Source organism: Allobosea sp. FBZP-16 (assembly GCF_002831785.1).
Classification (GTDB): domain Bacteria; phylum Pseudomonadota; class Alphaproteobacteria; order Rhizobiales; family Beijerinckiaceae; genus Allobosea; species Allobosea lupini.
In genome coordinates, this window is sequence record NZ_LNCQ01000032.1 from 175,078 (window position 1) to 198,609 (window position 23,532).

25 protein-coding genes are annotated in these 23,532 nt (G+C 67.6%); 14 read left to right on the plus strand and 11 right to left on the minus strand.

Annotation, left to right across the window (positions count from 1 at the left end; translation table 11 throughout):
• Positions 1 to 10 precede the first annotated feature (10 nt).
• Positions 11 to 538 carry a hypothetical protein gene (locus tag CXY91_RS17490; protein ID WP_100962527.1) on the minus strand — a complete coding sequence of 176 codons (528 nt, stop codon included), beginning with the start codon at positions 536 to 538 and terminating at the stop codon, positions 11 to 13.
• A gap of 199 nt (positions 539 to 737) precedes the next feature.
• Between CXY91_RS17490 and CXY91_RS17495 the strand changes: the two genes are divergently transcribed.
• Positions 738 to 1,049: a hypothetical protein gene (locus tag CXY91_RS17495; protein WP_091838229.1), complete on the plus strand. Its 312-nt coding sequence runs from the start codon at positions 738 to 740 to the stop codon at positions 1,047 to 1,049.
• A 90-nt stretch (positions 1,050 to 1,139) separates the two neighbouring features.
• Here CXY91_RS17495 and CXY91_RS17500 read toward each other — a convergent pair whose 3' ends face one another.
• Positions 1,140 to 2,564, minus strand: a complete 1,425-nt coding sequence (locus tag CXY91_RS17500) for a M20 family metallopeptidase (protein WP_100962528.1) — start codon at positions 2,562 to 2,564, stop codon at positions 1,140 to 1,142.
• A 143-nt stretch (positions 2,565 to 2,707) separates the two neighbouring features.
• On the opposite strand from CXY91_RS17500, the gene CXY91_RS17505 reads away from it, so the two are divergent.
• A complete protein-coding gene (locus CXY91_RS17505) occupies positions 2,708 to 3,862 on the plus strand; it encodes a glycosyltransferase family 4 protein (protein ID WP_248307532.1) in 1,155 nt (384 codons plus the stop codon).
• Positions 3,859 to 4,530, plus strand: coding sequence for a class I SAM-dependent methyltransferase (locus CXY91_RS17510; protein ID WP_100962530.1), 672 nt, complete (start codon positions 3,859 to 3,861; stop codon positions 4,528 to 4,530). Before CXY91_RS17505 ends, CXY91_RS17510 begins: the two co-directional genes overlap by 4 nt.
• Positions 4,531 to 4,547: 17 nt before the next feature.
• Here the strand turns inward: CXY91_RS17510 and CXY91_RS17515 are convergent, their stop codons facing one another.
• The 4 genes from CXY91_RS17515 to CXY91_RS17530 form a co-directional block, all read right to left on the minus strand.
• The gene (locus CXY91_RS17515; protein WP_465246872.1) at positions 4,548 to 4,868 is read right to left on the minus strand and encodes a DUF1059 domain-containing protein; all 321 of its coding nucleotides are present in this window, start codon (positions 4,866 to 4,868) and stop codon (positions 4,548 to 4,550) included.
• A gap of 113 nt (positions 4,869 to 4,981) precedes the next feature.
• Positions 4,982 to 5,689, minus strand: coding sequence for a L,D-transpeptidase (locus CXY91_RS17520; RefSeq protein ID WP_091838217.1), 708 nt, complete (start codon positions 5,687 to 5,689; stop codon positions 4,982 to 4,984).
• 140 nt (positions 5,690 to 5,829) lie between these two features.
• Complete coding sequence (locus tag CXY91_RS17525; protein WP_199777486.1) at positions 5,830 to 6,897, minus strand: patatin-like phospholipase family protein; 1,068 nt, start codon at positions 6,895 to 6,897, stop codon at positions 5,830 to 5,832.
• Positions 6,894 to 7,679, minus strand: coding sequence for a 3-hydroxybutyrate dehydrogenase (locus CXY91_RS17530; protein WP_100962531.1), 786 nt, complete (start codon positions 7,677 to 7,679; stop codon positions 6,894 to 6,896). Before CXY91_RS17530 ends, CXY91_RS17525 begins: the two co-directional genes overlap by 4 nt.
• Before the next feature lie 117 nt (positions 7,680 to 7,796).
• On the opposite strand from CXY91_RS17530, the gene CXY91_RS17535 reads away from it, so the two are divergent.
• The 3 genes from CXY91_RS17535 (at position 7,797) to CXY91_RS17545 (ending at position 11,821) form a co-directional block, all read left to right on the plus strand.
• Positions 7,797 to 8,330: a transcriptional repressor gene (locus tag CXY91_RS17535; RefSeq protein ID WP_100962532.1), complete on the plus strand. Its 534-nt coding sequence runs from the start codon at positions 7,797 to 7,799 to the stop codon at positions 8,328 to 8,330.
• Between the two features lie 67 nt (positions 8,331 to 8,397).
• The gene (ispG, locus tag CXY91_RS17540; protein ID WP_100962533.1) at positions 8,398 to 9,675 is read left to right on the plus strand and encodes a flavodoxin-dependent (E)-4-hydroxy-3-methylbut-2-enyl-diphosphate synthase; all 1,278 of its coding nucleotides are present in this window, start codon (positions 8,398 to 8,400) and stop codon (positions 9,673 to 9,675) included.
• A gap of 160 nt (positions 9,676 to 9,835) precedes the next feature.
• Positions 9,836 to 11,821 (plus strand): potassium transporter Kup, encoded by a 1,986-nt coding sequence (locus tag CXY91_RS17545; protein WP_100962534.1) that lies wholly within the window; start codon positions 9,836 to 9,838, stop codon positions 11,819 to 11,821.
• A 4-nt stretch (positions 11,822 to 11,825) separates the two neighbouring features.
• Here the strand turns inward: CXY91_RS17545 and CXY91_RS17550 are convergent, their stop codons facing one another.
• Entirely contained in the window at positions 11,826 to 12,779 is a 954-nt protein-coding gene (locus CXY91_RS17550) for a polyprenyl synthetase family protein (protein WP_248307533.1), read from the minus strand.
• Between the two features lie 134 nt (positions 12,780 to 12,913).
• On the opposite strand from CXY91_RS17550, the gene mtgA reads away from it, so the two are divergent.
• Positions 12,914 to 13,642 (plus strand): monofunctional biosynthetic peptidoglycan transglycosylase, encoded by a 729-nt coding sequence (gene mtgA, locus CXY91_RS17555; RefSeq protein WP_465246873.1) that lies wholly within the window; start codon positions 12,914 to 12,916, stop codon positions 13,640 to 13,642.
• 90 nt (positions 13,643 to 13,732) lie between these two features.
• Positions 13,733 to 13,918, plus strand: coding sequence for a 50S ribosomal protein L32 (rpmF, locus tag CXY91_RS17560; RefSeq protein ID WP_057189713.1), 186 nt, complete (start codon positions 13,733 to 13,735; stop codon positions 13,916 to 13,918).
• Between the two features lie 77 nt (positions 13,919 to 13,995).
• On the opposite strand, the gene CXY91_RS17565 is transcribed toward rpmF, so the two are convergent.
• The gene (locus tag CXY91_RS17565) at positions 13,996 to 14,214 is read right to left on the minus strand and encodes a hypothetical protein (protein ID WP_143079743.1); all 219 of its coding nucleotides are present in this window, start codon (positions 14,212 to 14,214) and stop codon (positions 13,996 to 13,998) included.
• A 167-nt stretch (positions 14,215 to 14,381) separates the two neighbouring features.
• Here CXY91_RS17565 and CXY91_RS17570 point away from each other — a divergent pair, with 167 nt between their 5' ends.
• Entirely contained in the window at positions 14,382 to 16,076 is a 1,695-nt protein-coding gene (locus CXY91_RS17570) for an EAL domain-containing protein (protein WP_100962537.1), read from the plus strand.
• Positions 16,077 to 16,111: 35 nt separating this feature from the next.
• On the opposite strand, the gene phaR is transcribed toward CXY91_RS17570, so the two are convergent.
• Positions 16,112 to 16,687 (minus strand): polyhydroxyalkanoate synthesis repressor PhaR, encoded by a 576-nt coding sequence (phaR, locus tag CXY91_RS17575; protein ID WP_091838193.1) that lies wholly within the window; start codon positions 16,685 to 16,687, stop codon positions 16,112 to 16,114.
• Between the two features lie 249 nt (positions 16,688 to 16,936).
• Between phaR and CXY91_RS17580 the strand changes: the two genes are divergently transcribed.
• The 3 genes from CXY91_RS17580 to phbB are packed head-to-tail and all read left to right on the plus strand — an operon-like array spanning position 16,937 to position 19,110.
• Complete coding sequence (locus CXY91_RS17580) at positions 16,937 to 18,115, plus strand: acetyl-CoA C-acetyltransferase (RefSeq protein WP_100962538.1); 1,179 nt, start codon at positions 16,937 to 16,939, stop codon at positions 18,113 to 18,115.
• A 13-nt stretch (positions 18,116 to 18,128) separates the two neighbouring features.
• Positions 18,129 to 18,344, plus strand: a complete 216-nt coding sequence (locus CXY91_RS17585) for a DUF1737 domain-containing protein (RefSeq protein WP_100962539.1) — start codon at positions 18,129 to 18,131, stop codon at positions 18,342 to 18,344.
• Positions 18,345 to 18,384: 40 nt separating this feature from the next.
• Positions 18,385 to 19,110, plus strand: a complete 726-nt coding sequence (gene phbB, locus CXY91_RS17590; RefSeq protein ID WP_091838185.1) for an acetoacetyl-CoA reductase — start codon at positions 18,385 to 18,387, stop codon at positions 19,108 to 19,110.
• A 75-nt stretch (positions 19,111 to 19,185) separates the two neighbouring features.
• Here phbB and CXY91_RS17595 read toward each other — a convergent pair whose 3' ends face one another.
• Together CXY91_RS17595 and CXY91_RS17600 are read right to left on the minus strand one after the other, a co-directional pair.
• Positions 19,186 to 20,382, minus strand: coding sequence for an MFS transporter (locus tag CXY91_RS17595; protein WP_100962540.1), 1,197 nt, complete (start codon positions 20,380 to 20,382; stop codon positions 19,186 to 19,188).
• A gap of 94 nt (positions 20,383 to 20,476) precedes the next feature.
• Positions 20,477 to 21,136, minus strand: a complete 660-nt coding sequence (locus CXY91_RS17600) for a GntR family transcriptional regulator (RefSeq protein WP_100962541.1) — start codon at positions 21,134 to 21,136, stop codon at positions 20,477 to 20,479.
• 41 nt (positions 21,137 to 21,177) lie between these two features.
• Here CXY91_RS17600 and CXY91_RS17605 point away from each other — a divergent pair, with 41 nt between their 5' ends.
• Positions 21,178 to 22,347, plus strand: a complete 1,170-nt coding sequence (locus tag CXY91_RS17605; protein ID WP_248307534.1) for a pyridoxal phosphate-dependent aminotransferase — start codon at positions 21,178 to 21,180, stop codon at positions 22,345 to 22,347.
• Positions 22,348 to 23,358, plus strand: coding sequence for a dipeptidase (locus tag CXY91_RS17610; protein ID WP_100962542.1), 1,011 nt, complete (start codon positions 22,348 to 22,350; stop codon positions 23,356 to 23,358).
• The last annotated feature ends 174 nt before the right edge of the window (positions 23,359 to 23,532 follow it).

The window sequence follows — 23,532 nt, forward strand, 5'->3', positions numbered from 1 at the left end:
GGCTCGGGCGTCAGTCCTCGGAGCGGGCATCCTGGCCGCAGCGGAAGCTCGCCGCCTTCTCGTCGGCGAGGCGGCGGGCGGCGGCATTCGCACCTGGCTTGCGGGCATCGACGCTGCCGAGGATGCAGGATGTGCCCTCGGACGCGAGCCGGTAGACGATGAGCCGGCTGCCATCGAGCTTGCCGACATTCTGGCCGGTGGCATAACGCAGGATCGCCGCCTGCGGCCGGCCGCCCTTCGGCCCGCGCCATTCGATCGTCTTGCCGGCCTCGAAGAAGGCGGCCTTGTCGGAGATCGTCTCCTGCTGAGCCTTGGCGCCGAACTCGACCGCCGATGAATCGTCGCCGGCGGTCCAGATCACCACGAGGCCCGCCTTGCCGGGGCAGCGATGCACCGAGATGGGATCGCCATTGCTCTTGTCCTTGCGGCATCTCTCGTAGTTATGGGTCGTATAGCTGCTTTCCCATTGCTCGGCGTGCAGTGGCGCCGCCAGCACGGTCGCAAAGCCAAGGGCGAGAGCGACGCGTGCGATCGTCATGGCGAATTTTCTCCGGTCGGCGATGGCCGATCCGACGATATCCGGCGCCCGCCGGCAAGCCGTGCCGCGCACGTGCAATGTGGAACCCGACGGCGTTCCACGAATTTTTTATGCGACCCGCGCGATTCCGGTCCTGTGACCGACAAGTCTCGTGCATGGCGAACAGTTCGCCACCCGGCTACCAGATCGGAGAACGAACATGACCCGTACCAAGAAGAGCTTCGCCGCTGCCCTTGCCGCCCTCGCGATCGGCGCTTCCGTTTTCGCCACCTCTGATGCCGAGGCGCGCCCGCGCTATCGTGGCGCTGCGATCGGCGCCGGCATCGTCGGTGCGCTCGCTCTCGGCGCCATCGCGGCAGGCGCTGCCAGCGGCCCGGCCTATGGCTACTATGACGATGGCTATGCGCCGGCTTACGCCTACGGCCCGGCCCGCCGCTGCCACCTCGTCGACCGCGTCAACTATTATGGCGAAGTCATCGGCACCCGCCGCGTCTGCCGCACCTATTACTGATTACTGAGTTTCTCCCAGGGCCTTCCTCCCCGGCCCGACATCCTGGCCCGCCGGTTCGCCCGGCGGGCCTTTTTCATGTCCGAAGGCTCCTCAGCCGCCGGTCGACATGGTCAGCGGCGGCTGCACCTCGGGGGGGACCGGCGAGGTATAGCCGCCATCGGCCGCGACCCGCTTCTGGAAATCGGCCTTGGCGGCCGCCATCAGCTGGGGGTCAGTCAGCACGGCGGCGCCGGTCGCGGCCATCGCCTTGGCGACCTGGACCATCGCCTTGTGCGCTGCCGGCATCTTGCCCTGCGCCACGACCTGCCAGGTGTGGAAGGGCGTGCCGATCGCGACGGTCGGCGCATGTGCCTGCACGGTCGGGACGACCCAGCTGACGTCGCCGACATCGGTCGAGCCGATCGCCGGGTTGCGCGGCGAATCGAGCGGCACGGTGAAGTCGGCGAGCTCGGCCTCGGTCTTCGGCACGCCGATCGCGCGCCAGACGGCGTCGATGTCCTTCTGCGACAGGGTCGCGCGGATCTGGCGGGCGAACTCCTTGTCGGCATCGTCGAAATGCGGCGGGCCGAGATCCTCCATGATGCCCTGCAGCGCCTGCTCCAGCGGGCCGTTGCCGACGACGTTGGAGACGGCGGAGACGATCTTCATCTCCATCTTCGTCTCGGTCATCAGCGCCGCGCCCTCGGCGATCTTCTTGACCCGGCCGACCAGCTCCAGCATTCCCGGCAGGTCGCGGGCGCGGATCGAATAGCGCACGCGGGCATGGGCCTGGACGACGTTGGGCGCGATGCCGCCGGTGTCGAGCAGGGCGTAATGGACGCGCGCATCGCTCGGCATGTGCTCGCGCATATAGTTGACGCCGACGCTCATCAACTCGACCGCGTCGAGGGCGCTGCGGCCGAGCTCCGGCGAGGCGGCGGCATGCGAGGCGCGGCCGGTGAAGATGAAATCGGCGCGGGTATTGGCCAGCGAGAGCGGCGGGGTGACCTCCCAGAAGCTGCTCGGGTGCCAGGAAATGGCGATGTCGGCATCCTTGAAGGCGCCGGCGCGGACCATGAAGGCCTTGGCGGCGCCGCCCTCCTCGGCCGGGCAGCCATAATAGCGGACGCGGCCGGGCAGCTTGTTCTCTGCGAGCCAGTTCTTCATCGCGGTCGCGGCGAGTAGGGCGGCCGAGCCGAGCAGGTTGTGGCCGCAGCCATGGCCGTGGCCGCCGGCTTCGATCTCGCTGTGCCTGGCGACGCCGGATTCCTGGCTGAGGCCGGGTAGGGCGTCATATTCGCCGAGGAAGGCGATGACCGGGCCGCCTTCGCCGGCCTCGCCGATCACCGCGGTCGGGATGTCGGCGACATTCTCCGTGATCCTGAAGCCCTGGTGCCGGAGCTCGGCGACATGCTCGGCGACCGAGCGCTTCTCGGTGTAGCAGACCTCGGGAATCGCCCAGACCCGGTCGCTGAGTTCGATGAAGCGCTCTTTGCTGGCGTCGACGTGACGCCAGAGGTCGTTGCGGTTGTCCATGTCTTGTCTCGCTGGAGAGGGAAGCCTCGCCTCCTTGTCGCAAGCCGGGGTTCAGGCGTCCAGCAACCGCAGGGCATGGCGGGGCTGCCTACCGGCTCGCTTATGCGCTTGCATTTCGGCGCCGCATCGGCCTGATGCGCGCCATGGCCCGCCAGAAGCTGTTGTTCGTCGCTACCGAGGACTGGTTCTTCGCCTCGCATTTCCTGCCGATGGCTCGCGCTGCGGCGGAGATGGAGCTCGACGTCGCCGTGATCGCGCGGGAGCGCAATCACCGCAAGGCGATCGAGGCGACGGGCGCAAGGCTGATCGCACTCGAGGCCGAGCGGCGCTCGCTCTCACCAGTGGCGCTGGCCAGGCAGATCATGGCGCTGAAGCGACTGATCGAGCGCGAGAAGCCCGATATCCTGCATTGCATCGCGCTGAAGCCGATCGCGCTCGCCGGCCTTGCCGGGAAGCTCGCCGGGGTAGAGCGCCGGGTCTACGCCCTGACCGGCCTCGGCTTCCTCGGGGCGCGCGAAGGCGGCCTCGCCGATGCGGCGCGGCTGGCGGCGAAGGTCTGGCTGCGCGAGGCGGTCGACGGGCCGCAGGTCCGTTTCCTGTTCGAGAACCCGGACGATCCCGTCACGCTCGGGCTCGATCCCGCCGATGGGGCGAAGGTCGCGATCGTCGGTGGTGCCGGGGTCGACCCGCTGGTCCTGATGCCGGAACCGATGCCGCCGCAGCCGCCGCTCAGGGTCGCGCTGGTCGCCCGCATGCTCTGGTCGAAGGGCGTCGACCTTGCGGTCGAGGCGGTCACGCTGGCGCGCAAGCAGGGCGCGCGGGTCGAGCTGACGCTTCACGGCGCACCCGACCCCTCCAATCCCAAGGCGGTTCCGGAGGCGACGCTGCGCGAATGGTCGGCGCGGCCGGGCATTAGCTGGGCCGGGCCGACGCGCGACATCGAGGGCGTCTGGCGAGGGCACCATGTCTGCTGCCTGCCCTCGCGCGGTGGCGAGGGCCTGCCGCGCACCTTGCTGGAAGGGGCCGCCTGCGGACGGGCGCTCCTGACCACCGACGTCCCGGGCTGTCGTTCCTTCGTTCGCACCGGCCAGGACGGCTTCGTCGTGCCGGCCAACGACATCGCCGCGCTGGCGCAGGCGTTGGTGACGCTCGCCGCCTCGCCCTCCCAGGTCGAGCGCATGGGCGCGAGCGCGCGCGAGCGCCTGCTCGCCGGCTACACCGAGCGCGATGTGATGGACGGGGTGAAGGCGCTCTATCGTGCCCTGCTCGGCCAGCGGCAGGCGGACCTCGTCGCGTGAGCGCGGTCGACGCCACGCTCGACCGGCTCGCTTTCATCCGCGCCCATACGCGGCTGCTGCCGGTGCCGCATGCGCCGGAGATTTCGGTCCACGTTGCCGAGGAGGCGACCGAGCTCTGGCAGAAGACCGAGGACGAGCTGGCGACGATCGGCCTGCCGCCGCCGTTCTGGGCCTTTGCCTGGGCCGGCGGGCAGGCGCTGGCGCGCTATATCCTCGACCATCCCGAGACCGTGCGGGCCAAGCGCGTGCTCGATTTCGCCAGCGGCTCCGGCCTCGTCGCCATCGCCGCGGCCAAGGCGGGGGCGACGCAGGTGATCGCTGCCGATATCGACGCCTTCGCCGCCGCCGCGATCGGGCTTAATGCGCAAGCGAACCGCGTCTCGATCGAGGCCCGCCTCGACGATCTCATCGGCCTCGACCAGGGCTGGGACGTCATCCTCGCCGGCGACATCTGCTATGAGCGCGAATTGGCGGCGCAGGTGATCGATTGGCTCTCGGGCCTCTCGCAGCGCGGCGCGACTGTGCTGATCGGCGATCCCGGGCGCAGCTATCTGCCCAGGGACAGGCTCAAGGAGGTAGCGACCTATCAGGTGCTGGTGACGCGCGCGCTGGAGGACGCCGAGATCAAGAAGAGCTCGGTCTGGCGTCTGGCGGGCGAGAAGCGATAGAGGTCGGTAGGTCCCGCTCAGGCGGCCCGGCTCGGCGCCTTCTCCGGGGGCATGCCGTCTTTGATGACGCTCCTGAGCATGTCCCGCAATTCGGGCGTATCCTGATGCCCGTGAACCTTGACGGCGTGCTGAACGGCTGCTTCCAGCAGTTCGCCCTCGGTGTCGGCGCCGATCGCGATCGAGCAGTTCATTTCGCTCGGGAATTCGCGGCAGTCGATGAATTTGCGTCCCATGGCGTCCTCCATGATTGGAAGATCCGGCCCTGCAAGTCGAAGGGCTGCGCGGTCTACAATACGCCCAGGCGTGGATGCCGCAAAAGCGATATGCAGCCCAGCCATGGCCGTGAGCGTGACTATTTCGTCTACCGCGCTATCGATGATTGGGCTCTCCGCACGAAAAAGGGCGCCGCCGACACCGGCAGCGCCCTTATCGAAAGCGCGATGGTGCTGTCTCAAGCCGGCAGCACGACCACCTTCGTCTTGACCGGCGTCTGGTTGTAGAGGTGGATCATGTCTTGCGTGAGCAGGCCGATGCAGCCGCTGGTGATGCCGTTGCCGATCGATTCCGCGTCGAGGGACGCATAGATCGTATAGAGCGTGTAGGCGCCATTCTGGTAGAGATGCAGCGTGCGCGCGCCGAGCGGGTTGTCGAGACCGCCGGGCATGCCGCGGGCGTATTTGGCGGCTTCCGGCTGGCGCTTGATCATCTCCTTGGGCGGCGTCCAGGTCGCCCATTCGGACTTGCGCCCGACATAGGCGTCGCCGTTCCAGCGGAAGCCGTCGCGGCCGACATTGGCGCCATAGCGGGTCGCCGTCCCATCGCCCTCGACGCGATAGACGTAGTAATTGCCGGGATCGACGATGATCGTGCCGGCGGCGTGCTTGGTGTCGTAGGCCACCGTGCGGCGGAAATATTTCGGATCGACATGGCTGATGTCGATCGCCGGGATCGGGAACTTCTCCTCGGGCACCGGCCCGTAGAGCTTCTGCGCCTCGGCGAGGCTCACGCCGTCGGTGGTGCAGCCGCCGAGCGCGAGCGCGCCGAGACCGGCGGCCGAGCCGGCCAGAAAAGCGCGGCGGCCGATGAGGCCGGCCGGGCGCCCGCGCAGGGCGATCTCGTGCATCTCGCGGGCATCGGCCCTGCTATCGTCGATGATCATGTTCCTGGACTTCCCATGTCCTGCTGCCCGACGAGAGATCACTCCGGCATACATCTGCTGAACCTCTTGGCGGGGCGGAGATTGCCGGCACATGGCATGGCTGGCAAGCTCCGGCTCCGCTGCATTCTCGGCCTCACGCCTTACGAAATCGCTTCCTTCAAATCCAGCGTTCCCTGCACTCCGATCGCCGCGTAGTTGCGTTTCAGCCAGCGCTTGGCGGCGGTGCGGCCGAGATCGCGCAGGCTGAGCAGGAAATTCCATTCCGAATTGAGGCGCGAGGAGGAGGTCAGCTGCGCCAGCGGCAGGCCGCCATCGATGCGATGCATCAGCACGCGCTTGTAGTCGCCGGTCGAGAGCTTGCCGTCGTCGACGAGGCGGTTGACGAAGTCGATGGCGCGCAGTTCGCGTAAGAGCGAGGCGTTGAAGGTGATCTCGTTGAGCCGGTCCTGGATCGCCCGTGCGTTGGTGGGCAGTTCGCGGCGCTCGAGCGGGTTGATCTGCACCAGCAGGATGTCGTCGCCGGCCGCCTCGTAGAACAGCGGGAAGAGCGGCGGATTGCCCATATAGCCGCCGTCCCAATAGGCCTCCCCTGATATCTCGACCGCCTGGAACAGCATCGGCAGGCAGGCCGAGGCCATCAGATGGTCGGCGGTCAGCTCTTCGCGCGTGAAGATCTTGATCTTGCCGGTGCGGACATTGGTCGCCGAGATGAAGAGATTCACGTCGGCGCAGCCATTGACCTTGCTGAAGTCGATCAGGTCGGCGATCACCCCGCGAAGGGGATTGATGTTGAGCGGGTTGACGTCGTAGGGGCTCGCGACCTTCGAGAGCAGCTCGAACCAGATCAGCCCCGGCGGGCGCCCATCCGTCCAGGCGCCGAGCATGGTGTCGAGCAGCGAACGCTCCGAGCCGCCATATTTGCCGTCGACGCTGATCCGGCGCCAGAAATTCTCCAGCGCGGTGCGCGCGCCATCGCTGCCGCCGTCGAGCCAGCCCTCGGTCAGCACCACCGCGTTCATCGCACCGGCGCTGGCCCCGGTGATCGCCTCGATGGCGATGCGGCCATCGGCGAGGATCTCGTCGAGCACGCCCCAGGTGAAGGCGCCGTGCGCGCCCCCGCCCTGGAGCGCGAGGTTGACCGACTTCTCGGCCTTCGGGCCCGCCAGGCCCTTGACCTGCGGGACGCGGCTGCGCTTGCGGCCGGTCACGCGGCGGTCCAGCCGCCATCCATCGGCAAGGTGGTGCCGGTGATCGACTTGGCCGAATCGGTGCAGAGGAAGACGGCGAGCGCGGCGACCTGCTCGACGGTGACGAACTCCTTGGTGGGCTGGGCCAGCAGCAGCACGTCGTTGATGACCTGCTCCTTGGTCAGGCCACGGGCCTTCATCGTGTCGGGGATCTGCTTCTCGACCAGCGGCGTCCAGACATAGCCGGGCGCGATCGCGTTGACGGTGATGCCCTTGGTCGCGACCTCGAGCGCCACCGTTTTGGTAAAGCCGGCGATACCGTGCTTGGCGGCGACATAGGCCGATTTGAACGGCGAGGCGACGAAGGCGTGGGCGCTGGCCGTGTTGATGATCCGGCCCCAGCCCTTTTCCTTCATCTTCGGCAGGGCGGCGCGTGTGGCGTGGAAGGCCGAAGACAGGTTGATCGCGATGATCTGGTCCCATTTCTCGATCGGGAACTCGTCGACCGGGGCGACATGCTGAATGCCGGCATTGTTGACGAGGATGTCGATCGCACCGAACTCCTTTTCGGCCTCGGCAACCATGGCGGCGATCTCGTCGGGCTTCATCATATTGGCGGCCGAGTAGCGCGCCTTGACCTTGTAGTCGGTCTCGATCGCACTGCGTTCCTTCTCGATCGCGTCGGCATCGCCGAAGCCGTTGATCACGACATTGGCGCCTTCGGCAGCGAGTGCGCGGGCGTAGGCGAGGCCGATGCCGGAGGTGGAGCCGGTGACGAGGGCGGTGCGATCTTTGAGGAACATGGGGCGGCTCCTGACATTTGGCCTGAGAACGCTTAACTTACCGGCGGAGGCTGGCATTGCGCCAGCGAGGGAGCGTCGGTCACCAGGACGGTGCCCGATGTGCTATTGCAACGCAACATGACGAAAATGCAGCCTGCAAGCGACGCTCATCATCACGATCACGAGCATGGTCTGTGCCAGCATGCGCACGACCATTCGGCCCATGCCGCCACCGGTCTGGCGCGAGCCGAGAAGGTCTGCCGCGAGCGCGGCCTGCGCCTGACGCCGATCCGGCGCAAGGCGCTGGAGGCACTCTATTCCGACCACAAGCCGGTGGGCGCCTATGATCTGGCGGATCGGATCTCGCCACCTGGCGGACGCCGGTTGGCGCCGATCTCGATCTACCGGGCGCTCGACTTCCTGGTCGAGCAGGGTTTCGTGCACCGTCTGAGTTCGCGCAACGCCTTCATCGCCTGCCCGCATGGGCACGGCGCCGATGAGGCGGTCGCCTTCCTGATCTGCGAGATCTGCGGCGGCGTCGACGAGGACGCCTCGCCGGCGATGCGCCAGGCGATCAGGGGGATGGCGGAGGGCCGGCGCTTCCAGACCTCCTATCAGGTGGTCGAGATCGTCGGCCGCTGCGAGCATTGTCGCGACGCTGCCGCAGCTTGACGATTATCCTGCAACGGCGCAGTGCAGCCGCGACGAGCCGCTGCCGGCAAAGGATCCGGACCATTCCATGAGCGATCAGCCGCTGACCTGCCTGCCCGAAGGGCCTGACGCCGCGCCGGCGCCTCGCAAGCGCACCGTCCCGGTCATGGTCGGCCATGTGCAGGTCGGCGGCGGTGCGCCGATCGTCGTACAGTCGATGACCAATACCGATACGGCCGACATTCCTGCGACGGTCGGACAGGTCGCGGCATTGGCGCGCGCCGGCTCGGAGCTGGTACGGATCACGGTCGATCGCGACGAGGCGGCGGCGGCCGTCCCGCATATCCGCGAGCGGCTCGACATCCTCGGCATCGACGTGCCGCTGGTCGGCGACTTCCACTATATCGGCCACAAGCTGCTGAGCGACCATCCGGCCTGTGCGCAGGCGCTGGCGAAATACCGGATCAATCCCGGCAATGTCGGCTTCAAGGACAAGAAGGACAGACAGTTCGGCCAGATTGTCGAGCTCGCGATCAGGCATGGCAAGAGCGTGCGGATCGGTGCCAACTGGGGCTCGCTCGACCAGGAATTGCTGACTTCGCTGATGGACATCAACGCCGCCGCAGCGAAGCCGCTCGATGCGCGGGCGGTGATGCGCGAGGCGATGGTGCAGTCGGCCCTGCTTTCGGCCGAGCGCGCCGAGGAGATCGGCCTCGGCAAGGACAAGATCATCCTGTCGGCCAAGGTCTCGGGCGTGCAGGACCTGATCGCGGTCTATCGCATGCTGGCGGAGCGCGGCGACTACGCCATCCATCTCGGCCTGACAGAGGCCGGGATGGGCTCGAAGGGGCTCGTCGCCTCCTCGGCGGCGCTCGGCGTGCTGCTGCAGGACGGGATCGGCGACACGATCCGCTTCTCGCTGACGCCGGAGCCGGGTGGGGATCGCACGCTGGAGGTCAAGGCCTCGCAGGAATTGCTGCAGACCATGGGCTTTCGGGCCTTCGTGCCGCTGGTCGCGGCCTGTCCGGGCTGCGGGCGGACGACCTCGACGGTGTTCCAGGAACTGGCGATGGACATCCAGAGCTGGATCTCCACCTCCATGCCGGAGTGGAAGACGCGCTATCCCGGCATCGAGGCGCTCAACGTCGCGGTGATGGGCTGCATCGTCAACGGCCCGGGCGAGTCCAAGCACGCCGATATCGGCATCTCGCTACCGGGCACGGGCGAGACGCCGACCGCGCCGGTCTTCGTCGACGGCAAGAAAGTCGCGACCCTGCGCGGACCGTCGATCGCCGCCGACTTCAAGACGATGGTCGAGGATTACGTCGAGCGGCGCTACGGCGCCCGCGCTGCCGCGGCCGAATAGGCGCAGGCGACCATTCAATCGTTTGAAGCGATTCTCGGCACGCATGACGCGAAAGTGGCTGCCGCCAGCATGGAACTGCTCTAGCGTCTTTGCCTGGACAGACAGGCCGTGCTAGAGGCCCCGGCCTTTCGCTGCATCGCAGCACCCGCGGAGCGCCCTGATGGGTCATGACCAGCAGCACCCGCCGGCCGCCAAGCCGGATGGGGATCGCTTCGGGCTCGACGAGCCGGCCGGCAACGGCCACTCCACGCAAAGCTATGCCGCATTGGCCCTGGGCGCGCTCGGCGTCGTCTACGGCGATATCGGCACCAGCCCGCTCTATGCTTTGCGCGAGACGATCCTGGCCGCGACCGGAGCGGCATCCGGCGGGCATGGCGGCGGCGCCGAAGTCGTCCTGACGGGCCCGCTGCCGCGCGCGGCGGTGATCGGCGTGCTCTCGCTGATCCTGTGGTCGCTCGTCGTGGTGGTGACGCTGAAATACGTCGTGCTGCTGCTGCGCGCCGACAACAACGGCGAAGGCGGTACGCTGACCCTGGTCGCGCTGGCGCAGCGCGCGCTGGGGCGCACGCGCGGCGGCATCGTGCTCTTCCTCGGCATGGCCGGCGCGGCGCTGTTCTATGGCGATGCCGTGATCACGCCGGCGATCTCGGTGCTCTCGGCGGTCGAGGGCCTGAAACTGGTGACGCCGGTTCTGAACGACTACGTCATCACCATCGCATCCGTGATCCTGATCGCGCTGTTTCTGGTGCAGAGCCGCGGCACCGGCAAGGTCGCCAATTTCTTCGGCCCGATCATGACGATCTGGTTCCTGACGCTGGCGGGGCTCGGCATCTACCATATCGCCGACGATCTCGGCGTCTTCGCCTCGATCAATCCGTATTACGGCGTGCGCTTCTTCTTCGACCATCCCGGGCTGTCGCTCGCCGTGCTCGGCAGCGTCTGCCTTGCGGTGACCGGGGCCGAGGCGCTCTATGCCGATATGGGCCATTTTGGCCGCGGCCCGATCCGCAGCGCCTGGATCTTTCTGGTGTTCCCGGCCTTGTGGCTGAACTACCTCGGCCAGGGTGCGCTGATCCTGTCCGACCCGACGGCGATCGACAATCCGTTCTACAAGCTCGCCCCGCCGGCGCTGATCCTGCCGCTGGTGATCATGGCGACCCTCGCCACCATCATCGCCAGCCAGGCGGTGATCACCGGTGCCTATTCGCTGACCCGTCAGGCGATCCAGCTCGGCCTGCTGCCGCGCCTCGAGATCCGCCACACCTCCGAGCATACCTCGGGGCAGATCTACATCCCGCGCATCAATATCCTGCTGCTCTTCACCGTGCTGCTGCTGGTCTGGACCTTCAAGACCTCGTCCAACCTCTCGCATGCCTACGGCATCTCGGTGTTCGGGGCGATGCTGGTCGATTCGCTGCTCGCCTTCATCGTGATCTGGCGGGGCTGGCGCTGGGGTCTGGCGGCCGCTGTCGCCGTGATCCTGCCCTTCCTCATCATCGACGTCGCCTTCTTCTCGGCGAACCTGCTGAAACTGCTCAGCGGCGGCTATGTGCCGGTGCTGTTCGCCATGGCGCTCGTCCTGCTGATGTGGACCTGGGTGCGCGGCACCAAGATCCTGTTCGACAAGACCCGCAAGACCGACGTGCCGCTGCTCGAACTGGTCGGCATGCTGACCAAGAGCCCGCCCTACCGGGTCAAGGGCATGGCGGTGTTCCTGACCAGCGATCCCGAGACGGCGCCGGCCTCGCTGCTGCACAACCTCAAGCACAACAAGGTGCTGCACGAGCGCAACGTCATCCTGACCGTGCGCTCGGCCGATACCCCGCGCGTCGCCGAGAGCGAGCGCGTCAGGCTTTCGCGGATCACCGACGATTTCTGGCGCGTCGAGATGGTCTACGGCTACATGGAAAGCCCGAACGTGCCGAAGGGGCTGGCGATCCTGCGCAAGCAGGGCTTCAAGTTCGACATCATGTCGACCTCGTTCTTCCTGTCGCGCCGCTCGATCAAGGCCTCGCCGCAATCGGGCATGCCGATCTGGCAGGACAATCTCTATATCGGCCTGACCAAGAGCGCGACCGACGCCACCAACTTCTTCCAGATCCCGACGGGCCGCGTCGTCGAGGTCGGCACGCAGGTCACGGTCTGACGTATCAGCTCTGGCGCTGCGCGCTGAACTGCGCCGCCGCGCGCAGCATCGCCGCCTCCGGCCCGAAGCCGGCGAGCGCCGCGATCGCCTCGTCGCTCAGCCGGTCGCGCTCGTGCTTGGCGGCGTCGATGCCGAGCGCGGTGACCAGCGTCGCCTTGCCCTTCGCGTCGTCCTTGGCGGTCGCCTTGCCCATCTGCTCCGGGCTCGCTTCGATATCGAGGATGTCGTCGGCGACCTGGAAGGCCGCCCCCAGCGCCTTGCCGTAGCGCTCCAGCGCAGCCATCCGCTCTGGGTCGGCCTGGCCGAGGCGCGCGCCGATCAGGACACTGCCGGCGAGCAGCGCGCCGGTCTTCATCGCCTGCATCCGCCGGATCTCGGCCTGGCCGAGCTTCTCCGCGGTGCCGTCGCCGCCGAAGCGTCCCTCCGCGGCGAGATCGAGCATCTGGCCGCCGACCATGCCGCCAAGGCCGAGTGCGCGGGAAAAGAGCAGGACGATCGCGGCACGCGTCTCTCCGTCCGGGTGGGTCCGCGCGTCGGCGATGACGTCGAAGGCGAGCGTCAGCAGGCCGTCGCCGGCGAGGATCGCGGTCGCCTCGTCATAGGCCTTGTGCACGGTCGGGCGGCCGCGACGGGTGTCGTCGTCGTCCATGGCCGGCAGGTCGTCATGGACGAGCGAATAGCAATGGGCGAGCTCGACGGCGGCGCCGGCCCGCAGCGCCTGCTCGGCGGGGACGCCGAAAAGCCCAGCCGTCTCGACGACGAGGAAAGGCCGCAGGCGCTTGCCGCCGCCGAGCGCGCCATGGCGCATCGCGGCGAGGAGCCGGGCAGGGCGATGGATCTCGCCGGCCTCGAGCTCGTTCCGCAGCAGCGCGTCGAGCAACGTCTCGATGGCCGCTGCCGTCTTCGACAAGGCGCTGGCCAGAGCCGGGGCGGGGGCCGTCCGTTCCACGGAACTCATCATCATCTCTCGCGTTTGGCAGCCTGATCTGGCGCTGACTTGGCGCGCGGGGCTTGCCGGAGGCGGCCGTAATCGTCAAGCGTGGGGGCATGACGCAGATGGCAGACAATCCAGCTCCACGACGCGGGAGCCTCGTGGGACGGATCGTCCGTGTCGTGGTCCGGTTCGCGCTGGTGCTGGCGATCGTTTTCGCCGCCCTGCTGCTGCTCTACCGTTTCGTACCGCCGCCTTCGACGCTGATGCTCGGCCGCTGGCTGACCTTCCGCACGGTGGAGCGTGACTGGGTGCCGCTGTCGCAGATCTCGCCCCATCTGATCCGTGCCGTGATCGCCTCCGAGGACCAGCGCTTCTGCTCGCATGCCGGCGTCGACTGGGGCGAGCTCAACGCCGTGCTGCAGGACGAGGATGGGCCCAGCCGCGGCGCCTCGACGCTGACGATGCAGACCGCCAAGAACCTTTTCCTCTGGCCGGGCCGCTCCTATCTGCGCAAGGGGCTGGAGCTGCCGATGGCGCTGGCGCTCGACTTCGCCTGGCCGAAGCGGCGAGTGATCGAGGTCTATCTCAACATCGCCGAATGGGGCGAGGGCGTCTTCGGGGCGGAAGCGGCATCCCAGCGCCATTTCGGCAAGCCCGCCTCGCGCCTGACGCCGGCGGAGGCCGCCAGGCTCGCCGGAGCCCTGCCGAACCCGATCCTGCGCGACCCGTCGCGGCCGAGCCGGGCGTTGCTGGCGGCCGCCGGCCGCGTGCAAAGGCGGATGAACCAGCTTGGGCCGCTTGGAAACTGTGCGCTTCCGGCCGGTGCCAGCGCACAAGCGCCACTTTTTCCGCAGCATGGTCTAGCCAGAGCCCGCGCGAGCGTGTAAAGGCCAGCCCTCATCACGAATGTGACGTCGTCGCGACAGTGGTGCGGGTGAAATGCCCCGCCTCGCGCGAAGGCATGATGGAGAGTACCGATGGCCGTTCCGAAGAGAAAGACTTCGCCGTCGAAGCGCGGCATGCGCCGCTCGGCCGACGCGCTGAAGCAGCCTACCTATATCGAAGACAAGAACTCGGGCGAGCTGCGCCGTCCGCATCATATCGACCTGAAGTCCGGCATGTATCGCGGCCGTCAGGTGCTGAAGGCCAAGACCGAGGCCTGATATGGCGGGGCCCTGCGGCCCCAGTCTTCGAGACCCAAGAGCGCCGGCCGAAAGGCCGGCCTTTTTGCGTTTATGCGTCAGGCCGAGTGCAGGAGCCTGTGCGGCGGGCGGCGCTGCGCCATTCCCTCATAATAGCGGCGGGCGCCGATGAAAGGCGTCTCGCGGTCGCGGCGGGCGAATGGGCCGATCCCAGCCTGGCTCGCGGCGAGCTGGACGAGAAAGGCCGCGGGAACACTCGGCGTGGGGGCTTCCTGCTCCGTGAAGGAGGCCGTTTCGGGCTGTCCTGTCTCGATCATCGTGCCGCTCCGGAACATCTGGGGGTTCGGGAGCGAATCCTTGCAATCCGGGCGCCGGCCTTAACCGGCCGTTAACGCAGCCTCCTGCATCGTTTCGGGACAGTTTCCCGCCATTCCGCAATCAGGACGGGGCGGCTCTCCAACCCGTCGTCCGAGGCAGCCGCACCATGTCTGCGCCGTCCCTGTTCGGTTCCCGCGACGAGAGGATCGTCGAGCCGCGCAGCCTGCTCTCATCGATAGGCGAAGTGGCTTACAGCTGGGATATCGGCAGCGACACGTTGAGCTGGGGCCCGAATGCGGCCGAGGTGCTCGGTCCTGTTCCACTCGCCGTGCTGCAGCGCGGCCTATCCTTCGCCGGGCTGGTCGAGCCCGGGAGTGGGCGCAGCCGCTACGATGCGATCTTCTCCTCGGGCGGGCATGATCTCGGCGACGGTGCGGTCTATCGCACGCGCTACGCTGCCGATCTTGCCGGGCGCAAGATGTGGATCGAGGATGCCGGGCGCTGGTTCGTCGGGATCGACGGCCGCCCAAGCCGCGCACGCGGCGTGCTCAGGCTGGAGCGGGCCGTGCGGCCGGAGGAGCTGACCGCGACCGACGCCGATCTCTGCGATCGCAATGCGCTGGTCGAGCGCGTCGACGAGGCCCTGGCAGAGCATCTGCCGGCGGACCGCTCGGTCGTCGTGCTGGTCGCGGCGATCGGCGAGCTCGCGCGCCTCAATGGCGAGTTCGGCCATGAGGGCACCGAGGAGATCATCGAAGAGGTGCGTCAGCGCCTGCATTCGGTGATGCGCCGACGCGACCAGCTCATGCACTATTCCGGCAATCGCTTCGCCATCCTGCTCAGCAGCTGCCCGGCAAACCAGATCGAGGCGGCGGCGGAGCGCTTCATCAAGGCTGTTGCCCGCTCGGCGGTCGAAAGCTCGCGCGGGATTGCGCTGGTCAGGCTGCGCGTCGGCGCCGCGATCGCCCCGGACCTGGCCCGCGAAGGCGCGACGCTGGTCAAGGCGGCCGAAAGTGCGCTCTCAGGCGCCGAAGCGGCGGGGCTCGACAATGCGGTGATCGCGCGCCGGCCGGTTGTGGCCGAGGGCGGCGGCGGCGTGCCGCGGCTCGACCTCGAAGCCGTTGCCGCGCTGAACGAGCGCAGGGTGCGGCTGGCCCTCCAGCCGGTGGTGACGGCAAAGGGCCGCATTCCGGCCTTCCACGAGGCGCTGCTGCGGGTCGAGCGTCCGCAGGGCGGCTTCCTGGCCGCGGCCGAGTTGGTACCCCTGCTCGAAAGGCGGGGCCTGGTGAACCTGTTCGACCATCGCGTGCTCGAGCTCGCCATGACGCATCTGACGAACCGGCAAGACGCGGTGCTGTCGATCAACGTCTCGCCGCGCACCCTGGCGGACGCCGACTGGATCGAGGGGTTCGAGGCGAGCGCCGGGGCGAACCCTGGCGCGGCAAAGCGCCTGATCGTCGAGGTCACCGAGACGGCGACGATCGAAGATCCCGAGCGGATGGCCAGGCTCCTGACCAGGATCAAGCAGCGCGGTGCCCGGGTGGCGATCGACGATTTCGGCGCAGGCCACACCTCGCTGCGGCATCTGCGCGCCTTCCCGATCGACATCCTCAAGCTCGACGGCGCCTTCACGCAGAACCTGCGGCGTTCGACCGATGATCGCTTCTTCGTGCGCACCCTGCTCGAGCTGGCGCATCATCTCGGCGTCGAGACCGTGGCCGAATGGGTCGACGACGAGCTGCAGGCTTCGATGCTGTGCGATTGGGGCGTCACCTATCTGCAGGGACACCTGGTCGGCAAGGCCGAGCTGAGCCTGCCGGACGAAACGCATGATGGCCCGCCACTGCGCGCGGCGGGCTGATAGCGCGGGCGATAAGCTCCGGCTGGAATTGCCGCTCACTTGTCCTTGGCGAGCTTGTCGAGCCGTTCGCGCATCTCGTTGAGCTCGCGCTTGAGATCGCCGAGTTCGCCGGTCTCGCCCTGGGCCGGCGCTTCGCCCCGGCCTTTCGCTGCGGCAGCCGCCGCGAAAGGGTTGAACAGGCGGAAGGCCTCCGTGAACATCTGCATATTGGCGCGCGTCTGGGCCTGGAGCGCATCTATCGCGCCCGTGCCGAAGGCCTTGCTCATCTGCTCGCGGATCTTGTTCTGGTCCTGCGTCAGATTATCCATCGAGAATTCGAGATAGCGCGGCACCAGGGCCTGCATGCTGTCGCCATAGAAGCGGATCAGCTGGCGCAGGAAGGTGATGGGCAAGAGGTTCTGCCCGTCCTTGCTCTCTTCGTCGAAGATGATCTGGGCCAGCACCGAGCGGGTGATATCCTCGCCGCTCTTGGCGTCGTAGACGACGAAATCCTCGCCCTTGCGCACCAGACCGGCCAGATCCTCCAGCGTCACATAGGAGCTCGTACCCGTATGGTATAGCCGGCGATTGGCGTATTTCTTGATGACAGTCGGTTCTTTGTCGCTGGCCATCGACCCCACACGGCTAGTTGCGGACAAGCCCGAGGGATCGGGCAAGGCCGGAGAACGGTCCCGGAAGGAACGATAACTCTTCGGCTGCCTGCTGCAAGTTTTTTGAGCGCGCCGCGAGATCATGCCGAGTCTGCCTCGAAGATGAGCTTGGCTACTCAGCCCGCTTGACGGCGTCGTTTCGCCCTTCGAAGGTGTGGAAGACATGCCGCTGCGCCGCCTGGCCGGCGAGCGAACCGGAGGAAGAGCCCCATGGCTGAGAATGACATCGTGATCGTTGGCGCAGCGCGCACGGCGATCGGCTCCTTCAACGGCGCCTTTGCCAATACGCCGGCTCACGATCTCGGCTCGGCGGTGATCAAGGACGTGCTGAAGCGTGCCAAGGTCGATGCCGGCGAGGTCGACGAGGTCATCCTCGGCCAGGTGCTGACGGCGGCGCAGGGCCAGAACCCGGCCCGCAAGGCAGCCGTCGACGCCGGCGTGCCGCAGGGCTCGACGGCCTGGGGCCTCAATCAGGTCTGCGGTTCGGGCCTGCGGGCGGTGGCGATCGGCATGCAGCAGATCGCCAATGGCGATGCCAGCATCATCGTAGCCGGCGGCCAGGAATCGATGTCGCTTTCGGCGCACGCCTCGCATATGCGCGCCGGCACCAAGATGGGCGACGTCAAGTTCATCGACACGATGATCAAGGACGGCCTCTGGGACATCTTCCATGGCTATCACATGGGCACCACGGCGGAGAACGTCGCGGCCAAATGGCAGATCAGCCGCGAGGAGCAGGATCGCTTCGCCGTCGGCTCGCAGAACAAGGCAGAAGCCGCCCGCAAGGCCGGTCGCTTCAAGGACGAGATCGCGCCGATCACGATCTCGACGCGCAAGGGCGACATCGTCGTCGACACGGATGAATACATCCGCGACGGCGCGACGCTGGAGGCGATGGCCAAGCTGAAGCCGGCCTTCTCGAAGGACGGCACGGTGACCGCCGGCAACGCCTCGGGCCTCAATGACGGCGCCGCCGCGCTGGTGCTGATGACGGCAAAGGAAGCGAGCAAGCGCGGCTTGACCCCGCTGGCCCGTATCGCCTCCTGGGCGACCGCCGGGGTCGATCCGGCGATCATGGGTTCGGGCCCGATCCCGGCCACGCGCAAGGCGCTGGAGAAGGCTGGCTGGAAGGTCGGCGATCTCGACCTCGTCGAGGCCAACGAGGCCTTCGCGGCGCAGGCGCTGGCGGTGAACAAGGACCTCGGCTGGAACCCCGACATCGTCAACGTCAACGGCGGCGCGATCGCGATCGGCCACCCGATCGGCGCTTCCGGCGCGCGCGTGCTGGTGACGCTGCTGCACGAAATGGCGAAGCGCGACGCCAAGAAGGGCCTCGCCACGCTGTGCATCGGCGGGGGCATGGGCATCGCCCTGGCGGTGGAGCGCTGAGCAGCTCTCCGTCATGCCGAAGCAGACCACGCTCTATCGCTATCTCACCGGTCCCGATGACGCCTCGTTCTGTCATCGGGTCTCGGACGCGCTGAGCCGCGGCTGGGTCCTCTACGGGCACCCGACCCTGACCTATGACGAGAAGTCGGGGCGAGTGATCTGCGGGCAGGCGATCATCAAGGATGTCGACCGGACTTACGAGCCCGGTCTCGATCTCAGCAAAGAATAACGCGGCCGCATAGCCGCGTCCAAGAGGGGAGAAGACGACGATGGCTAAGGTTGCACTGGTGACGGGCGGGTCCCGTGGCATCGGGGAGGCGATTTCGAAGGGCTTGCAGGCGGCCGGCTACACCGTGGCGGCAAGCTATGCCGGCAATGACGAGGCGGCGGCCAAGTTCACCGCCGAGACCGGCATCAAGACCTATAAATGGGACGTCTCGGACTATGACGCCTGCGTCGCAGGGATCGCCAAGGTCGAGGCCGAACTCGGGCCGGTCGACGTGCTCGTCAACAATGCCGGCATCACCCGCGACGGCATGTTCCACAAGATGACCAAGGAGCAGTGGGACGCGGTCATCAACACCAACCTCAACTCGCTCTTCAACATGACCCGCCCGGTCTGGGAGGGCATGCGCGCCCGCAAGTTCGGCCGCGTCATCTGCATTTCGTCGATCAACGGCCAGAAGGGCCAGATGGGCCAGGTCAACTATTCCGCCGCCAAGGCCGGCGACATCGGCTTCGTCAAGGCGCTGGCGCAGGAGGGCGCGCGGGCCGGCATCACGGTGAATGCGATCTGCCCCGGCTATATCGCGACCGAGATGGTCAAGGCGATCGATCCGGCCGTGATCGAGAAGTCGATCCTGCCGCATATCCCGGTCGGGCGCCTCGGCGAACCCGGCGAGATCGCGCGGGCGGTGGTGTTCCTGGCCAGCGATGATGCCGGCTTCATCACCGGCTCGACGCTCTCCGCCAATGGCGGCCAGTACCTGGCTTAGGGTCGATCAGCAGCCCCGAGGCGAGAAGGGCGGAGCCGGTCGGCTCCGCCCTTTTTCATTCTGCGGGGCCTCCTGTCAGCGCCGCGCTTCCTTCGGGAGCAGGAAGGTGAGCAGGCCGAATGCCGGCAGCCAGGCGCAGAGCCAGAAGACCTGGATGATGCCGATCCTGTCCGCGAGCGCGCCGAGCGCGGCGGCAGCGAGGCCGCCGAGGCCGAAGGCGAGGCCGTAGAACAACCCGCCGACCAGGCCGACGCGGTGCGGCACCAGGTCGATCGCGTAGATCAGGATCGCCGAGAAGGCGCTCGCCATGATGAAGCTGATGATCACGCTGAGGATCGCGGTCCAGACGAGGTCGGCATAGGGCAAAGCGAGCGCGAAGGGCAGGCAGCCGAGGATCGACAGCCAGATCACGCGGTGGCGGCCGATCCGGTCGCCGATCATGCCGCCGATGATCACGCCTAAGGCGCCGACGACGAGATAGAGGAAGAGCAGGATCTGCGAGAGCTGCAGCGAGACCTGGAAACGCTCGATCAGATAGAAGGTGTAATAGGAGGTGAAGGAGGCCGTATAGGCGTTCTTCGAGAACAGGATGACGATCAGCACGGCCATGGCGAGCAGGACCTTGCCGCGCGACATGCCGTGCGAGGCGACATCGTCGGCATGCGCCTTGGACGCGACCTGCTCCTTGCGGAAGGCGGAATAGCGCGAGCCGATCCAGGCCATCAGCAGCATGGCGACCAGCACGATGCCGGAGAACCAGGACAGGCTCTGCTGGCCGTTCGGCACGACCACGGCGGCGGCGAGCAAGGGGCCGATCGCATAGCCGGCATGGCCGCCGACCTGGAAGACGCCCTGCGCCAGCCCCTGCCGGCCCGCCGCGGCATGGCGGGCCATCCGGGTCGCCTCGGGATGGAACACGGCCGAACCGGTGCCGACCAGGGCGGCGGCGACCAGCACCATGCCGTAGCTGTGGGCGAAGGCCAGCGAAAGCAGGCCGGCCAAGGTCGCGCCCATGCCGGCGACCATCGCATAGGGCCAGGGCTTCTTGTCGGTGACATAGCCGAGGAGCGGCTGCAGCAGCGACGAGGTGACCTGGAAGGCCAGCGTGATCAGGCCGATCTGCACGAAATCGAGCTGATACGTCTCCTTGATCAGCGGGTAGACCGCCGGGATCATCGACTGGATGAGGTCGTTGAGCAGATGGGCGACGCTGAGCGCCGCCAGGACCGGCATCAGAGGGCGGGCGGCGGTCGGCAAAGGGAGTGTGGTCATTGCGCACGCATGCGCCCGCGCGCGAGCGCGGTCAATCGCCGCACGCCGCGCAGGTTGCATGGCGGCTATCGCACATGTGCGCGTCGAAGGCGCGTCAGGGCGATGCCAGCAATTGCGCCGAGAGCGCTTCGCCGGCTGCGAGGATATGGGCTTCCAGCGCCTGGGCGGCGGGCTCGATCCGCCTCGCCGCCAGTTCGGCGAGGATGTGCCGGTGTTCGGCTTCCGAGCGCGGCTGCCAGTCTAGGCCCTGCCAGGTCGCGAACAGGAAGCGTGCGCTCGTCCGCTGCAGGTCCTCGATCGTCGCCAGCAGGCGCGGCAAGCCGCAAGGCGCGGTGATGGCGTGATGGAAGCGCCGATTGGCTGCCTCCCAGATCAGGGCCGCATCGCTTGCCTCCGCTTCGGCGATGGCCGCCGCGGCCGCCTCCAGATCGGCTGCGGCGAGCTTCGGGAAGCCGCGGCGTAGCGCGAGAGCCTCGAGTGCGGCACGCATCGCCGTCACCTCCAGCACCAGCCCCGGCTCCAGCGGGGCGACGCGCACGCCGCGGCGCGGCTCACTGACGAGCAAGCCCTGCGCCTCCAGCGTGCGGAAGGCCTCGCGCACCGGCACGTGGCTGGCGCCGAACTCGGCCGCGACATGATCCTGCCGCACGGCGGTTCCCGGTGCCAGTGCTCCGGTGAGGATGCGCTGCGACAGGTTTCTGGCGATACGGCTGGTCAGCGAGGCGCCTGCCTCGCTTTCGTCTTGAAAGCTCATGGCACACATGTTTTCATAGATAGTATATGAAATGAGGTTTCATGATGACACGCTCTCGTCCAGCCCGCCTGCATCATATCGCCGGAATCGGCGTCGACCGCATGGGATCGATCGCCGACGCCTCCGGCAAGGATTTCCTGCGGCTGGAGAATCTCGACACCGACATCCTGCCGGACCCCGAGGCGATCGCTCGCACGGTCCGCGCCGCGACCGAGGATGCCGACAACAGCTATCTGCCCTTCATCGGCCAGGCGCGCCTGCGCGATATCGCAGCCCGCCACGTCTCGGCGATCTCCGGGGTGAGCTATAGCGGCGAGCGCAACTGCGTGATCTCGGCCGGCGGCCTCTCCGGCATCCTCAACGTCCTGTTGGCGACGATCGAGGTCGGCGACGAAGTGATCGTCACCGATCCGACCTATGCCGGGTTGATCAACCGGGTGCGCCTTGCGGGCGGGGTGCCGCGCTTCGTGCCCTTCGTCTTCGAGCCGGGCGGCGAGTGGCGGCTCGATCGCGCGGCGCTGCGCGCCAGCATCGGGCCGAAGACCACGGCGATGCTGCTGATGTCGCCCTCGATGCCCTCCGGCGGCTGCCTGGACGCCGCCGACTGGGCCGTCGTCGCCGAACTCTGCGTCGCGCATGACCTGCTGCTGATCGTCGATACCGCGATGGAGCGGCTGGTCTTCGATGGCCGGCCGGTGCTACATCCGGCCGGACTGCCCGGCATGGCGGAGCGGACGGTCACGGTCGGCTCTTCGGCCAAGGAACTGCGGATGATCGGCTGGCGCGTCGGCTGGATCGTCGCCCCGGATGCCTTCATGCCGGATCTCGTCGCCGTCTCGCTCGCCAATGTCGTGGTGCCGGTCGGCATCGGGCAGGACGCGGTCGCGACCGCGCTGGAGAATTCGGCGACGACGCTGGCGCCTTATGTCGACGAACTGCAAGCCCGGCGCGATTGCGTGCTCGAGGAGCTACGCGGCCTGCCGGTCGGCGTCCCCGGCGGCGGCTGGTCGCTGCTGCTGCGCGTCTCGGATTTCGGGCTGGACGGTGCGGCCATGTCGGAACGGCTGCTGGAGCAGGGTGTTTGCGCCACCGCCATGGCCGGCTGGGGCGAGACGCATGGCGGCCAGTATATCCGCTTCGTCTACGCCAACGAGCCGACCCGGCGCCTGCGCGCGCTCGGCGCCCGTGTTCGCGTGGCTCTCGGTCTGTGAATGGGCGACGTGATGGCGGAGTGGCGCAAGACGCGGCCGGAGCTTGCGGACGCGATCGTCTGCGACGGGCTGCTGCCCTGGGCGAAAGCTTTCCTGCCGCCTGGGGCAAGGCTCGGCGAGCAGCTGGCGCGCTTTCGGGCGCAGGGCTGCGACCACATCTCGCTCACTGCGGCCGCCGGGGCGGACGGGCCGGTGGAGGCGGCGGCCCGCCTCGGCTTCCTGCGCCGCGAGATCGCGGCGGCGGGCGACTGGCTGACGATCGCCGTGGACGCGGCCTCGATCAGGCAGGCGAAAGCGCAGGGGCGGCTCTCGGTCTCCTTCCATTTCCAGTCGGCGACGCCGTTCGCGCCCGATCTCGATCTGGTCGAGGCTTTTCGCGCCGCCGGCATCGACCGCGCCATCCTGGCCTATAACGAGGCCAATCCCTTCGCCGATGGCTGTCACGAGCCGCGCAATGGCGGGCTTTCAGCGCTGGGGCGGCGACTGATCGCGCGCATGGACGCCTGCGGCATGCGCGTCGACCTCAGCCATTGCGGGGTGCAGACGAGCCTCGATGCGCTGGAGCTCGACCTCGCCGCGCCGCCGATCTTCTCCCATTCCAATGCGCGCGCGCTGTTCGACCACGAGCGCAACGTCAGCGACGAGCAGATCAGGGCCTGCGCCGTCCGAGGCGGCTATATCGGCGTCAACGGTGTCGGCATGTTCCTTGGCGTGGCCGGGCCGCAGATTCCCCAGGCGATGGCGCGGCACCTTGCGCATATCGCCGCGCTCGCTGGACCTGACCGGATCGGCCTCGGGCTCGACTTCATGTTCCTCGCAGGCAGCGACTACGGATTCTACCATGCCGCGAAGGGTCGCTGGCCGCGCGGCTATCCGGAGCCGCCCTGGGATTTCTTCCAGCCCGAGCAGTTCGGCGATCTCGTGGCTGCGCTGGAAGCGGAAGGCTTCGGGGCAGAGGAGATCCGGGGCATTCTCGGCGAGAACTATCTGCGGCTGGCGCTTCCCAGCTGAGGCGGATTTCGCGATAGCGCCATGTCGGGGCGGGTGCCGCCTGTCCAGCTCCTCGGCATGACCCCTTCGTCATCGGAGACGTCTTCGTGCTGGCGATCGCGGCGGCGCGGGGATGGCTGGGGCGAGACGCATGGCGCGCAAATATATCCGCTTCGTCCATGCCAACGAGCCGGT

Excerpts from the sequence above, each read along its gene's own strand:
- CXY91_RS17500 (WP_100962528.1), bottom strand. The coding sequence starts at position 2,564 with ATGGACAACCGCAACGACCTCTGGCGTCACGTCGACGCCAGCAAAGAG.
- CXY91_RS17545 (WP_100962534.1), top strand. The coding sequence starts at position 9,836 with ATGGGTCATGACCAGCAGCACCCGCCGGCCGCCAAGCCGGATGGGGAT.
- CXY91_RS17595 (WP_100962540.1), bottom strand. The coding sequence starts at position 20,382 with ATGACCACACTCCCTTTGCCGACCGCCGCCCGCCCTCTGATGCCGGTC.
- CXY91_RS17585 (WP_100962539.1), top strand. The coding sequence starts at position 18,129 with ATGCCGAAGCAGACCACGCTCTATCGCTATCTCACCGGTCCCGATGAC.
- phaR (WP_091838193.1), bottom strand. The coding sequence starts at position 16,687 with ATGGCCAGCGACAAAGAACCGACTGTCATCAAGAAATACGCCAATCGC.
- phbB (WP_091838185.1), top strand. The coding sequence starts at position 18,385 with ATGGCTAAGGTTGCACTGGTGACGGGCGGGTCCCGTGGCATCGGGGAG.
- CXY91_RS17565 (WP_143079743.1), bottom strand. The coding sequence starts at position 14,214 with ATGATCGAGACAGGACAGCCCGAAACGGCCTCCTTCACGGAGCAGGAA.
- rpmF (WP_057189713.1), top strand. The coding sequence starts at position 13,733 with ATGGCCGTTCCGAAGAGAAAGACTTCGCCGTCGAAGCGCGGCATGCGC.
- ispG (WP_100962533.1), top strand. The coding sequence starts at position 8,398 with ATGAGCGATCAGCCGCTGACCTGCCTGCCCGAAGGGCCTGACGCCGCG.
- CXY91_RS17495 (WP_091838229.1), top strand. The coding sequence starts at position 738 with ATGACCCGTACCAAGAAGAGCTTCGCCGCTGCCCTTGCCGCCCTCGCG.
- CXY91_RS17515 (WP_465246872.1), bottom strand. The coding sequence starts at position 4,868 with ATGGCTGGGCTGCATATCGCTTTTGCGGCATCCACGCCTGGGCGTATT.
- CXY91_RS17580 (WP_100962538.1), top strand. The coding sequence starts at position 16,937 with ATGGCTGAGAATGACATCGTGATCGTTGGCGCAGCGCGCACGGCGATC.
- CXY91_RS17490 (WP_100962527.1), bottom strand. The coding sequence starts at position 538 with ATGACGATCGCACGCGTCGCTCTCGCCCTTGGCTTTGCGACCGTGCTG.
- CXY91_RS17550 (WP_248307533.1), bottom strand. The coding sequence starts at position 12,779 with ATGAGTTCCGTGGAACGGACGGCCCCCGCCCCGGCTCTGGCCAGCGCC.
- CXY91_RS17605 (WP_248307534.1), top strand. The coding sequence starts at position 21,178 with ATGATGACACGCTCTCGTCCAGCCCGCCTGCATCATATCGCCGGAATC.
- CXY91_RS17600 (WP_100962541.1), bottom strand. The coding sequence starts at position 21,136 with ATGAGCTTTCAAGACGAAAGCGAGGCAGGCGCCTCGCTGACCAGCCGT.
- CXY91_RS17610 (WP_100962542.1), top strand. The coding sequence starts at position 22,348 with ATGGGCGACGTGATGGCGGAGTGGCGCAAGACGCGGCCGGAGCTTGCG.
- CXY91_RS17505 (WP_248307532.1), top strand. The coding sequence starts at position 2,708 with ATGGCCCGCCAGAAGCTGTTGTTCGTCGCTACCGAGGACTGGTTCTTC.
- CXY91_RS17570 (WP_100962537.1), top strand. The coding sequence starts at position 14,382 with ATGTCTGCGCCGTCCCTGTTCGGTTCCCGCGACGAGAGGATCGTCGAG.
- CXY91_RS17520 (WP_091838217.1), bottom strand. The coding sequence starts at position 5,689 with ATGATCATCGACGATAGCAGGGCCGATGCCCGCGAGATGCACGAGATC.
- CXY91_RS17535 (WP_100962532.1), top strand. The coding sequence starts at position 7,797 with ATGACGAAAATGCAGCCTGCAAGCGACGCTCATCATCACGATCACGAG.
- CXY91_RS17530 (WP_100962531.1), bottom strand. The coding sequence starts at position 7,679 with ATGTTCCTCAAAGATCGCACCGCCCTCGTCACCGGCTCCACCTCCGGC.